We start from the raw sequence: 12740 nt of genomic DNA on the forward strand, positions 1-12740 counted from the left end.
TCCGGCGCCCTCTCCGGCCTCGCCGCCTACCTGGCCGCCGGCGGCCTGACCCTCGGCGCCGGCGCAGTCATCGGCGCCATTGCCGGCGCCGTCGGCAGCGCCGGTGCCGCCCACGCCGCCAACCGCCTGCGCGGCATTGACGACAACAGCCTGCACTGGAGCAGCGACAGCCTCGAACGCCTGTTCACCGCCAGCCTGCTGCGCTACCTCGCCATCGCCCACTACGGCCGCGGCCGCGGCGAATGGCGCCAGACGCCCTTGCCGGAACACTGGCGGCGTCAGGTTGAAGAAGCGCTTGCCGAGGTACGTGAGGAACTTCTAAAGGCTTGGCCCAACGGGAGGGATGAAGCGGCCATGGCCGGGAGCCGGGAGCGGCTCGAGGCGCTGCTCGCCCACACCGGTACAGTGGTACTGCAGCGGCTCTATCCGCAGGCAGGGGAAGCCTTGAAGCCTCATTGACAAGGCCATTTAAAGTAGCTGCATTAAATCGAAATCGAAATCGAAATCGAGTTCGATCCGATCAAGAACACTGCCAATCAGGCGAAGCACGGCGTATTCCTTTCACTCGGCACCGAACTTGACTGGGACGCCGCGCTTGTGTGGATTGACGAACGATACGGGTATGACGAAGTTCGCATGATCGCCCTCGCACCCAAGACCAACACCTTGTACTACGTGGCGTTTGTGAAGCGTGGTGAAACGCGCAGGATCATCAGCCTCCTCTACGCCACTCGCCGTGAGGTGACGCACTATGTCGAAAATCTCTGAACGTCCGGCCATCCACATGCCCAGCCTCGAAGAAGACAAGGCGATCACGGGCGCGGCAGAGAGCGACCCGGATGCCCAGCCGCTCACAGCCGAACAGCTGAAGGCAATGGTTCCGCTCAAGTCCTTGCGTGGGCGTCCCAGGTCAGAAAGCAAAAAGGTTTTGCTGTCCGTGCGCTACAGCCCGGAGGTCGTGGCCTATTTCAAGGCCACCGGCGATGGCTGGCAGTCGCGGATGGACAGCGTTCTCCGTGAGTATGTCGAGCATCAGGCCAAGGCAGGCTGCACTGGCGACTTGTAGGGCGACCGTAGGGGCGACTTCAGAGGGTGTTGTAAAACCATTTTGCACAGCGAAGACACTCGCGTTATGAGATCAAGAACTGCATTTAGCTCGCAAAAACATGGCGTTTCGGGTGACTGAACCGCGTTTGATGCCAAGTCCATCGTGAATGCCTGGTGGGCGACGAGTTTTGCGACATCCTCTTGTGGGGGCGACTTCAGTCGCCCATCCGCGCGTTGATCATAGGCATGCCCTTGATCGAAGTCCGCGGGCGACTGAAGTCGCCCCTACTGTCGCCCCTACGGTCGCGCCTACCATTCGCCCTGCAGTCCCTCCCGCCGCCCGTCGGTGCACCCCGGACGCTCTCTTCGCCTCACCCGTCAGTTGATCCGGCCAGGAGCAGGTAGCCCGGATTGCCGATGAAGTTCGACGCGACGCCGGCAGGCTTGCCGACGCACTGGGTTCGGCTTGCTGCAATGAGGCAAGCTGAACGTGGAGCTCAGGGTCGGATCCTTGACGCGGGTATCCGCAGGCGGGCGGAGTTGGGTAATCCCACGCCTCGGCCGAACTTAAGCGCATCGCCTTAGTCAATCAAGCTCCGGCCGGGAATGCACCCGACCTCACAAGAGCCCCTCCATGAAACTCGTCCCCACCGCAGCACTCACCCTAGGCCTGACACTGGGTGGCGCCCAGGCGCATGCCATCGAAGAGCCGGTCTTCCAGATTGTCCAGAAATACGACGCGTTCGAGATTCGCGACTATCAACCCTATGTGGTCGCCGAGGTGGTGGTGCCCGGTCCTGCCGAGGAGGCAGGCAACCAGGGCTTCCGGATTCTGGCCGCCTACATCTTTGGCAAGAACAAGGGCGAGCGGAACATCGAGATGACCGCCCCCGTCACCCAAACGCCCGTCCCGGCCAGGCTGGAGATGACGGCGCCCGTGACGCAATCCGCCACGGACGCCGGCTTTGCCATCCAGTTCAAGATGCCCGCCAGCTACACCCTGGAAAGCCTGCCGGAGCCGCTGGATGCCCGGATCAAGCTCAAGGTGCTCCCCGGAGGCCGCTTTGCGGTGATCCGATACTCCGGAAGCTGGTCCGAATCCAATTACAACACCCACCTGGAGCGGCTGAACGCAGGCGTCACGGCAGCCGGCCTGACCACGACGGGCGCGCCGATCTACTCGCGCTACAACGCGCCCTTCGTGCCGTGGTTTATGCGGCGCAATGAGATCTGGCTGAGCCTGAACTGAAATCCCGATGGACGTTCAGGCAGCCTATCCGTTGAACTGGGATGTCAGCTTGCGTCCTTGAGCTTGCGCGCAAAGGCCTTGAGCAACTGGTTGGCGGCGTCCGGGAAGAGCTGCCAGTATTTCTCGGCTGACACCGTACCCGGATAGATCTTGATCTTCTCACCCAAGATGGCCCGCATCGCGTTCGGGTGCTTGACCTCCTCCACGGTGCTCTCGATGGGGCCGGGAATCAGATAGGGCTCGCTGAGAAACAATTTGGCATAGTCGCCGTTGTGGCCCACGGCAACCCGGGTCAGGCGATTGCCCAGCCGCAGGCCGGGCTCGATGCCCTGCCGGCTGTATCCGCTGCCCCAGAAGCTCGATGAGGCCACTTGGACGTGGGCGAGGGGCACATACAGGCGCACGTGCAGGGTGGCCGCCCCCAGTTCCTTCTGCACATCCTTGTCGTAATACGGCCAGTTGGTGGTGTAGAGGCTGAGGCTTCCGGTGAAGGTCAAGGTCGGATCCTTGACGTTGGAGCCGAAGGTTCCCGTACTCAGGTGATCGAACTTGTTGCCCAGGACCAGGGGCACACCCGGCGGCGTGTAGAAGATGCTGGTGATTGCGCCAGCGCCGTTGCCCTTCTCCGACTCGGCCTCTTCCTTACGGGGTGTCTTGGGCGCGTTGGCCAGGTAGTCCTTGTAGGCCTTGCTGGCGGCCAGCGTCTCGGGCGAAACCACCTCAAAACCGGCCGCTTTCAGATCAGCCAGAAATTCCAGATACAGCTTGTCGGTGGTGCTCTGCATCTTCGCCGGATCCAGTGCGTCGGCGATATCAAACCCTCCGCCCTGCCCCGCGGTCTGCAGGCTGCCCTTCTTTCCGCCGGACGTGAAAGAGGTGTCCCAGACCTGGGAGGTCACGTACTGGACCGTGAAGGAGCTTACTGCCACCCGCTTGACGCCCTTCAGGGTCGCGCCATCCACGACCTCGATGGCCGGCGCGCCAAAGTCCACAGCCTCCGCGAGGGGTACGAACAGCACCAAGAGAAACGCCAGAACACCAACACCTTTACGCACTTGCATCCAAAATCTCCCCGATCAGAAATGATGACCCCCACGCCCATGAATCGCCCGACGCGACTCCTGGCGGGCATGGATCCAAATGACGAAACACTTGGACACCATCGGGCACGAGTATAGGGAGCGATCCTCAGGGCGGTCAAAGCCCATGGAAAACCACGTCGTCGGCGCAACGCCTGACGCCCCGACATGCACCGATCCAATGCAGCCCTCCTTCGCCATGCACCGTCAACGTGCCCTACACTGCACGCGGCGATTGCGTCCCCGAGGCGGGGTTATGGACAGCCCCCCGAAGCCACCGGGATTTTGGCGATTTCCACGCCATCTGGCACAGCCCGTGCTAGATCATTCTTCGAGAGGGGCGAATCGACATATTGCTTTCGCTTCTTCGAAGGGCGGCTAGGGTTCCGGTCCCGGTTTCGACGTGATTCACGTCACCGGGGATGTCTGGTCCGAGAGCCGCCGGCCAGGAAGTGCCGCTTGACGACCATCGGCATGACCGGCTCCACGGAGGGATAAAAGCCCGGGAGGTTCGCTTTGAATGAAGCGCCCTCTCGCCCATTTATCCGACTCGCAAGGGAGCCCTGTCATGCACCACGCTGAAAGCCGTCCTGCCCGCCGTTTCCACGTCCTCGGCAATCTCGCCCCTACTACCCCATCCCGCAGCCCCTTCGGTGCAGCCCTCTCCCGTTTCCGCAAAGGTCTGGGTGCCCTCGGGCTCGGCCTGGCGCTGGTGGGTGCCAGCACGCCGGCCCTGGCCGAGTTGAAGGTCGGCGTGTCCGACTGGCCGGGCTGGGTGGCCTGGTATGTGGCCGAGCAGAAGGGCTTCTTCAAGAAGCATAAGGCGGATGTGAAGCTGGTGTGGTTTGCCAACTACACGGATTCGATCTCCGCCCTGTCCTCCGGCCAGCTCGACGCCAACTCCCAGACCTGGTCCGACACCATGGGGCCGCTGGCCAAGGGCTTGCCCCTGAAGGCCGTGCTGGTGAATGACAACTCCGCCGGCAATGATGCGCTGATGGTCAGCGGCAAGATCAAGGGCTTTGCCGACCTGAAGGGCAAGAGCATCGCGCTGGAAGAGTTCAGCATCTCCCACTTCGTGCTGGCCACCGCGCTGGCCAAGAACGGCATGAGCCAGAAGGACGTGAAGGTGGTGAACCTGTCCGCAGGCGATGCGGCGGCGGCCTTCCTGTCCGGCCGGGTGGACGCCGCGGTGGTGTGGAACCCCTGGGTGGCGCAGATCGAGAAGAGCGGCAAGGGCAAGGCCTTGTTCACCTCCAAGGACATGCCGGGCCTGATCCCTGATCTGCTGGTGGCCCAGGACAAGGCCATCAAGGCCAAGCGCAAGGATCTGGTCGGGATGATCCGGGCTTGGTTTGACACCGAGAAGTTCATCCGCGACAACCCGGATGAGGCCGCGAAGATCATGTCCAAGGTGGTGGGCATGAAGCCGGAGGAATACAAGGTCTTCCTGCCCGGCACCCGCTTCTTTGATGCCGCCGCCAATCAGACGGCCTTCAACGCGGCCGATCCCAAGTCCCTGCTCGGCGTGGCCCCGACCATCGCCAGCTTCCTTCTCGACAAGAAGCTCATCGACGGCAAGCCCGACGCGGCCAAGGGCATCGACGCCTCGCTGCTGACCGAAGCCCTGGGCAAGTGAGACGAGCATGAGCGCACGCAAGGGAGCCGAAGGAGGGCGCAGCGCCCTCTGGCAGATCCGCACCGCCATTGATCCACGGCAATACTGGCTGCTGGCCCTGGGCGGGCTGCTGGCACCACTGCTGGCATGGGGCCTGGCGAGCAGCCTGGACGGGGTGGACAAGGTCTTCCTGCCCGGGCCGGCCGACGTGCTGTCGCGCATGTGGAGCTGGGCCGTCGAGGATGAACTGGCGGGCGACGTAGCCATCAGCACCTGGCGGGTGGTGGCCGGCTGGGCCCTGTCGGCGGTGATCGCCCTGCCCCTGGGCCTGTTCATCGGCAGCTACCGCGCGGTGCAGGCGCTGCTTGAGCCCCTTACCGACTTCATCCGCTACATGCCGGCGGTGGCCTTCATTCCGCTGGTGATGCTGTGGGTGGGGATCGAGGAGGGTTCCAAGGTGGCCATCATCTTCATCGGCACCTTCTTCCAGATGGTGCTGATGGTGGCCGAGGACGTGCGCCGGGTGCCCCTGGCCCAGATCGAGGCGGCCCAGACCATGGGCGCCAGCCGCGGCGAAATCATCGAGAAGGTCATCGTGCCCTCGGCCAAGCCGGCGCTGCTGGATACCCTGCGGGTGACCATGGGCTGGGCCTGGACCTACCTGGTGGTGGCCGAGCTGGTGGCCGCCAACTCGGGGCTGGGTTATGCCGTGCTCAAGGCCCAGCGCTTCCTGCAGACCGACAAGATCTTTGCCGGCATCCTGATGATCGGCCTGATCGGGCTGGTCATCGACCAGGGCTTCCGCCTGTTGCATCGCAAGGCCTTCCCCTACCTGGCCGGGAGACACTGATGGGTGCCAACATCGAGATCCGTGACGCCTTCAAGACCTTCGGGAACGGTCCCCGTGCCATCCAGGCCCTGGAGAAGGCCAGTCTGGACATCCGGCCCAACGAGTTCGTCACTTTCGTGGGCGCCTCGGGCTGCGGCAAGTCCACCCTGCTGCGCATGATCGGCGGGCTGGAGAGCCTGAGCAGCGGCAGCATCGCCGTCAATGGCCAGGCCATCACCGGCCCCGGGGTGGACCGGGCCATGGTGTTCCAGCACTACAGCCTCTACCCCTGGCTCACGGTGCTCGACAACATCCGCTTCTGCCGCCAGCTCAAGGCCCACACCCGTGACCGTACCTCGGCCGACGTGGAGAAGGCCTCGGGCCGGGCCGACGCGCTGATCCGCCTGATGGGCCTCAGCCACGTGGCCCACGCCTACCCCAGCCAGCTGTCGGGGGGCATGCAGCAGCGGGTGGCGATTGCCCGGGCGCTGATGAGCCGGCCGCCCATCCTGCTGATGGACGAGCCTTTTGGTGCCCTCGACGCCCAGACCCGCGAAGTGATGCACGACCTGATCCGCCACGTCCATCGCATCGAGGGCAGCACCATCGTCTTCGTCACCCACGACGTGGAAGAGGCCATCTACCTGGGCCAGCGCATCGTGCTGATGGCCCCCCGCCCCGGCCGCATCGACACCCTCTATGACGTGCCCCTGCCCGCCGAGCGCCACCAGGACATGAAGCTCGCCCCCGAGTTTCTCGCCCTCAAGCGCGAGATCCTGAACCGCATCCGCGAGACATCGGGCATGAAGACCGACCTGGAGCAACTGGCGCGCCTCTCCGCCGCCGCTGCCGACCTGGAGACCTGAACCATGAATCCCCTGCTCACCCCCACCGCCGCGGTGGACATCGACACCCGCTGGCAGCAGATCGCCCCCGACCTGCCCGCCGAAAAAGTGCTGTTCTCGGACGTGATCCCCGGCGGCTGCCACTGGTCATGGATGCTGCCCCGGGGCACCACCCTGCGCCTGGTGGCCCAGGACGCCGGCGCCAACCTGTCGGTGGTGCTCTACAACGCCCGGCAGAAGCTCGAGCGCTACAACATGCCCGACTCCCTCAAGGCCCAGCATACCGCCCATTACAGCCGTGGCCATGTGCTGATGAGCGACATGGGCTGCGCCATGGCCTCCATCACCGCCGACAGCCTGGGCTGGCACGACCCCCTCGGCCTGCTCCTCGACGCCCCGCGCATGCGCGCCAAGTACGGCGAACACGGCTACCAGCAGTACCGCAACGGCATGTACCGCTCGGGCCGCGACGGGTTGCTCATCGAGATCGGCAAGTACGGCCTGACCCGCCGGGACCTGGTGGCGCCGGCGAACTTCTTCAGCAAGGTCAGCGTGGACGCGGAAGGCCGCTTCGCCTTTCACCCCCACCACGCCCGGGCCGGCGACCACGTGGACCTGCGCCTGGACATGGACGTCATCGTCGCCGTGTCGGCCGCGCCCCACCCCCTCGACCCGCGCCAGGACTACGCCCCCGCCGCGGTGGGCCTCACCGCCTGGCGCTCCGGCCCGGCCCGGCAAGACGACTTCTGCCGCAGCTTCCGCCCGGAATGCGCCCGCGCCCTTCACAACACCGACATGCAATACCTGGCCTGAGGAGACGCCCATGACCGCCACCGCCATCCGCATCCAGGAGAGCCCCCTCGACCCCGCTAACGCCCTGCACAGCGCCACCCTGCCCGCCGGCGAACCCTGGCTGCACGAAGTGAAGCAGGGCCAGACCCTGCGCATTGTCGACCTGGAAGGCAACCAAGCTGCCGACATCATCTTCTACAACCGCCACGACACCGACGAGCACTACAGCGTCACCGACACCATCCTGCACCAGGGCGGCATCTACCTGACCACCGGCTCGGTGCTGATGAGCAGCGAAGGCCGGCCGATGCTGACCATCGTCGCGGACACCTGCGGCCGCCACGACACCCTGGGGGGCGCCTGCGCCGCCGAGAGCAACACCGTGCGCTACGCCCTGCACAAGAAGTATATGCACAGCTGCCGCGACAACTACCTGCTGGCCATCCAGCACTCGGACAGCGGCCTGACCAAGGCCGATCTGGTGCCCAACGTCAATTTCTTCATGAACGTGCCCGTCACCGCCGACGGCCAGCTCAAGTTCGACGACGGCGTCTCCGGCCCCGGCAAGTATGTGGAGCTGCGTGCAGAGATGGACCTGTGGGTGCTGGTCTCCAACTGCCCCCAGCTCAACAACCCCTGCAACGCCTACAACCCGACACCGGTGCAGTTCCTCATTTGGGGCTGATCCAGCAGCGCACGCTTCCGGCACTCGCCGGCCCCCGGGACGACCCGGGCGGACAGGAAAGACCAGGCGGGACGACCCGCCGCCCTTTTCGCGAGACACCACCATGTTCAGCAAAGTCCTCATCGCCAACCGGGGCGCCATCGCCTGCCGGGTGATCCGCACGCTGAAGAAGCTCGGCATCGCCTCCGTCGCCGTCTATTCCGAGGCCGACGCCAACTCCCTGCATGTCAGCCTGGCCGACGAGGCCGTGTGCATCGGCCCGGCCCCCGCCGCGGAGAGCTACCTCAAGGCCGACACCATCCTCGAGGCCGCCCGCGCCAGCGGTGCCCAGGGCATCCACCCGGGCTACGGCTTCCTGTCCGAAAACCCCGACTTCTCCGACGCCTGCGAAGCCGCCGGCATCGCCTTCATCGGCCCCACCCGCGCCCAGATGCTGGCCTTCGGCCTCAAGCACACCGCCCGCGAGCTGGCCGAGCAGGCCGGGGTGCCCCTGCTGCCTGGCAGCGGCCTGCTCGACGACGTGGCCCACGCCCGCCTTGAGGCCGCCCGCATCGGCTACCCGGTGATGCTCAAAAGCACCGCCGGCGGCGGCGGTATCGGCATGCGCCTGATCGACTCCGAGGCCGGGCTCGACGAGGCCTACGCCTCGGTGGACCGCCTGGCCCGGGCCAACTTCAAGGAAGCGGGCATCTACCTGGAAAAATACGTCACCGCCGCCCGCCACATCGAGGTGCAGGTGTTCGGCGACGGCCGGGGCCGCGTGCTGGCCCTGGGGGAGCGGGACTGCTCGGTGCAGCGCCGCAACCAGAAGGTCATCGAAGAGACCCCGGCGCCGGGCCTCACGGCCGAGCAGCGCGCCAACCTGGCGGCCACCGCCGTGCGCCTGATGGAATCCATCGCCTACCGCTCCGCCGGCACGGTGGAGTTCGTGATGGACGCCGACAGCGGCGCCTTCTACTTCCTGGAGGTCAACACCCGCCTGCAGGTGGAGCACGGCGTCACCGAGGAAGTCACCGGCACCGACCTGGTGGAATGGATGGTGCTGCTCGCCTCCGGCGATCTGCGCCTGCCCGCCACCGCGCCGCAGCCCCGGGGCGCCTCCATCCAGGTGCGCCTCTACGCCGAAGACCCGGCCAAGAACTTCCAGCCCTCGTCCGGGCTGCTCACCGAAGTGCGCTTTCCCGAGGGCGTGCGGGTGGAGACGGCCGTCACCACCGGCTCCGAGGTGCCCCCCTACTACGACCCCATGGTGGCCAAGATCATCGTCCACGCGGACACCCGCGAGGCTGCCACCGACACGCTCATCGCCGCCCTGGACGCCACCCGCGTGTATGGCATCGAGACCAACCGGGCCTACCTGCGCCAGATCCTCGACGGCGAGGTGTTCCGCGCCGGCCGCCAGACCACCCGCTACCTCAATAGCTTCAACTACCGCCCCGGCACCTTTGATGTGCTGGAAGCCGGCGTGCAGACCTCAGTGCAGGACTGGCCCGGCCGGGTGGGCTACTGGGACGTGGGCGTGCCGCCCTCCGGCCCCATGGACGACCTGGCCCTGCGCGCCGCCAACCGCCTGGTGGGCAACGCGGAAGGCGCAGCCGGCCTGGAATGCACCATGACCGGCCCGACCCTGCGCTTCAACTGCGACGCGGTCATCGCCCTCACCGGCGCCCCCACCGCCGCCACCCTGGACAGCGAACCCGTCGCCTTCTGGCAGGCCCATGCGGTCCAGGCCGGCGCCGTGCTGAAGATCGGCGCGGTGAAGGACGCCGGCTGCCGCAGCTACCTGGCCGTGGCTGGCGGCATCGACGTGCCCGACTACCTGGGCAGCAAATCCACCTTCACCCTGGGCCAGTTCGGTGGCCACGCCGGCCGCTGCCTGCGCCTCGGCGACGTGCTGGCGATTCAGCCCACCACCGCCCTGCCCACCCCCCTGGCGCTGCAGCCGCCCAGCTACAGCCACCACTGGGAAGTGGCCGTGCTCTACGGCCCCCACGGCGCGCCGGACTTCTTCACCGACCCGGACATCGCCAGCTTCTTCGCCACCGACTGGGAGATCCATTACAACTCCAGCCGCACCGGCGTCCGCCTGATCGGCCCCCGGCCGGAGTGGGCACGGACCGACGGCGGCGAGGCCGGCCTGCACCCCTCCAACATCCACGACAACGCCTACGCCATCGGCGCCGTCGACTTCACCGGTGACATGCCGGTGATCCTCGGCCCGGACGGCCCCAGCCTGGGCGGCTTCGTGTGCCCCGCCGTGGTCATCCAGGCCGACCTGTGGAAGCTCGGCCAGCTACGTCCCGGCGACACCCTGCGCTTCGTGCCGGTGAGCGCCACCACCGCCGCCCGACGGCTGGCCGAGACCGACGGAGCCCTGGGAGGCACCAATGCCCCCCTTACCACGCCGGTCGTCGCCGAACCCGAGACGGTCACCACCCCGGTGCTGGCCGAGCTGCCCGCGGCCGGTGAGCGCCCCCGGGTGGTCTACCGTCAAGCGGGCGACGCCTATCTGCTGGTGGAGTACGGCCCGCTGGTGCTGGACCTGGAGCTGCGCTTCCGCGTGCATGCCCTGATGGACTGGCTGAAGGCCCATCCCCAGCCGGGCATCATCGACCTGACCCCGGGCATCCGCTCCCTGCAACTGCACTTCGACGCCCGCCGCACCAACCGCAGCGCCCTGCTCGCCGCGCTGATCGCCGCCGAAGACGCCTTGCCCGCCATCGACGACATGGCGGTGCCCAGCCGCACGGTATACCTGCCCCTGTCCTGGGACGACCCCGCCACCAAACTCGCCATCGAGAAGTACATGCAGTCGGTGAGGAAGGACGCCCCCTGGTGCCCCTCCAACATCGAGTTCATCCGCCGCATCAACGGGCTGGATTCCATCGACGAGGTCTATCGCACCGTCTTCGAGGCCAGCTACCTGGTGCTGGGCCTGGGCGACGTGTACCTTGGTGCTCCGGTGGCCACCCCCATGGACCCGCGCCATCGCCTTGTCACCACCAAGTACAACCCCGCCCGCACCTGGACCCCCGAGAACGCCGTGGGCATCGGTGGCGCTTACATGTGCGTGTATGGCATGGAAGGCCCCGGCGGCTACCAGTTCGTCGGCCGCACGGTGCAGATGTGGAACCGCTGGCACCACGGCACCCGCGGCACCGGCCAGTTCGACAAGCCCTGGCTGCTGCGCTTCTTCGACCAGGTACGCTTCGTGCCGGTGAGCGAGGCGGAGCTGCTGCAACTGCGCAAGGATTTCGCTGCCGGGCGCGCCCGGGTGCGCATCGAGGAAGGCGTCTTCCGGCTGGCCGACTACCGCCGCTTCCTGGCCGACGAGGCCGCCCCCATCGCCGCCTTCAAGGCTCGCCAGCAGGCCGCCTTCGAAGCCGAGCGGGAGCGCTGGAAGGCCGCCGGCCAGGCCGAGTACATCAGCGAGGCCGACATCGCCGCCGCCGCAGCCGACTCCGAGCTGGACTTGCCCGAAGGCGCCCGCCTGGTCGCCAGCTACGTGCCCGGCAACATCTGGAAGGTGCTGGTCGAAGCCGGCCAGCAGGTGAAGGCCGGCGACCCGCTGGTGATCGTCGAATCCATGAAGATGGAGTTCACCGTCACCGCCCCCGAAGACGGCGAGATCCTGCAACTCCTCTGCCGCGAAGCCACCCCTGTCGCCGCCGGCCAGGACCTGCTGATCCTGCACTGCGCCCCCCAATGACGGAGAGACGACCATGCTGCCCCAAAGCCTAGACCTCGCCACCCTGGCCGCCGCCTACCGCCAGGGCCTCAAGCCCAGCACCCTGTTCGCCGACCTGCACGCCCGGGCCCGGGCGGATGCGCACCATGCCTGGATCAGCCTGCTGCCCGAGGCCGAGCTGCTGGCCCGCGCCCGCGCCCTGGACGCGCAGGACCCGACCAGCCTGCCCCTGTATGGCATCCCCTTCGCCATCAAGGACAACATCGATCTGGCCGGCCTGCCCACCACCGCCGGCTGCCCGGACTTCGCCTACCTGCCGACCGCCGATGCCCGGGTGGTGGCCCGGCTGATAGCCGCCGGCGCCCTCCCCCTCGGCAAGACCAACCTGGATCAGTTCGCCACCGGCCTCAACGGCACCCGCAGCCCCTACGGCGCCTGCCGCAACGCCATCGACCCGGCCTTCATCTCCGGCGGCTCCAGCTCAGGCTCGGCCGTGACGGTGGCCACCGCACAGGTCAGCTTCTCCCTCGGCACCGACACCGCCGGCTCGGGCCGCGTGCCGGCGGCCTTCAACAACCTGGTCGGCCTCAAGCCGACCTGCGGCCTGCTCTCCTCCACCGGCCTGGTGCCCGCCTGCCGGAGCATCGACACCATATCGATCTTCGCCCTCAGCGCCGCCGACGCGGCCGCGGTGTTCTCCGTGGCCCGCGGCTTCGATGAAGCAGACGCCTACAGCCGGCCGGTGGAGGTCCACGGCCGCCGCTTCCCGGCCGGCGAGCCCTTCCGCTTCGGCGTGCCGCGCCCTGAGCAGTTGAGCTACTTCGGCGACCCGCACAACGCCGCCCTGTTCGAGGCCGCGGTGGCACGCCTGACCACCCTTGGCGGCACGCCGGTGGAGGTGGACTTCG

General features: G+C 66.9%; 12 protein-coding genes and 1 riboswitch. Of the genes, 11 read left to right on the plus strand and 1 reads right to left on the minus strand.

Annotation, left to right across the window (positions count from 1 at the left end; all coding sequences use genetic code 11):
• The 4 genes from J0L98_RS19265 to J0L98_RS19280 all read left to right on the plus strand — a co-directional run.
• Positions 1–459 (plus strand): DUF3482 domain-containing protein (locus J0L98_RS19265; protein WP_296413563.1); only part of this gene is annotated, 459 nt, incomplete at its 5' end.
• A gap of 60 nt (positions 460–519) precedes the next feature.
• Positions 520–768 carry a BrnT family toxin gene (locus J0L98_RS19270; RefSeq protein WP_296413577.1) on the plus strand — a complete coding sequence of 83 codons (249 nt, stop codon included), beginning with the start codon at positions 520–522 and terminating at the stop codon, positions 766–768.
• 16 nt (positions 769–784) lie between these two features.
• A complete protein-coding gene (locus tag J0L98_RS19275) occupies positions 785–1066 on the plus strand; it encodes a BrnA antitoxin family protein (RefSeq protein WP_296413564.1) in 282 nt (93 codons plus the stop codon).
• A 615-nt stretch (positions 1067–1681) separates the two neighbouring features.
• Positions 1682–2296 carry a heme-binding protein gene (locus J0L98_RS19280; RefSeq protein ID WP_296413565.1) on the plus strand — a complete coding sequence of 205 codons (615 nt, stop codon included), beginning with the start codon at positions 1682–1684 and terminating at the stop codon, positions 2294–2296.
• A gap of 44 nt (positions 2297–2340) precedes the next feature.
• On the opposite strand, the gene J0L98_RS19285 is transcribed toward J0L98_RS19280, so the two are convergent.
• Positions 2341–3357: a hypothetical protein gene (locus tag J0L98_RS19285; RefSeq protein ID WP_296413566.1), complete on the minus strand. Its 1017-nt coding sequence runs from the start codon at positions 3355–3357 to the stop codon at positions 2341–2343.
• A 385-nt stretch (positions 3358–3742) separates the two neighbouring features.
• Positions 3743–3886, plus strand: a riboswitch (guanidine-I (ykkC/yxkD leader).
• A 57-nt stretch (positions 3887–3943) separates the two neighbouring features.
• On the opposite strand from J0L98_RS19285, the gene J0L98_RS19290 reads away from it, so the two are divergent.
• The 7 genes from J0L98_RS19290 to J0L98_RS19320 form a co-directional block, all read left to right on the plus strand.
• Entirely contained in the window at positions 3944–5014 is a 1071-nt protein-coding gene (locus tag J0L98_RS19290) for an ABC transporter substrate-binding protein (protein WP_296413567.1), read from the plus strand.
• 7 nt (positions 5015–5021) lie between these two features.
• Positions 5022–5843, plus strand: a complete 822-nt coding sequence (locus tag J0L98_RS19295; RefSeq protein WP_296413569.1) for an ABC transporter permease — start codon at positions 5022–5024, stop codon at positions 5841–5843.
• On the plus strand, positions 5843–6688 hold the full coding sequence (locus J0L98_RS19300; RefSeq protein WP_296413571.1) for an ABC transporter ATP-binding protein: 846 nt from the start codon (positions 5843–5845) through the stop codon (positions 6686–6688). Before J0L98_RS19295 ends, J0L98_RS19300 begins: the two co-directional genes overlap by 1 nt.
• A 3-nt stretch (positions 6689–6691) precedes the next feature.
• Positions 6692–7480, plus strand: a complete 789-nt coding sequence (locus J0L98_RS19305) for an urea amidolyase associated protein UAAP1 (RefSeq protein WP_296413573.1) — start codon at positions 6692–6694, stop codon at positions 7478–7480.
• A gap of 10 nt (positions 7481–7490) precedes the next feature.
• Positions 7491–8144, plus strand: coding sequence for an urea amidolyase associated protein UAAP2 (locus tag J0L98_RS19310; RefSeq protein WP_296413574.1), 654 nt, complete (start codon positions 7491–7493; stop codon positions 8142–8144).
• A 103-nt stretch (positions 8145–8247) separates the two neighbouring features.
• Entirely contained in the window at positions 8248–11853 is a 3606-nt protein-coding gene (gene uca, locus J0L98_RS19315) for an urea carboxylase (protein WP_296413575.1), read from the plus strand.
• 13 nt (positions 11854–11866) lie between these two features.
• Positions 11867–12740: amidase family protein (locus J0L98_RS19320; protein ID WP_296413576.1), on the plus strand; the 874-nt coding region annotated here is incomplete at its 3' end.

The organism is Zoogloea sp. (assembly GCF_017302315.1).
Lineage (GTDB): Bacteria > Pseudomonadota > Gammaproteobacteria > Burkholderiales > Rhodocyclaceae > Zoogloea.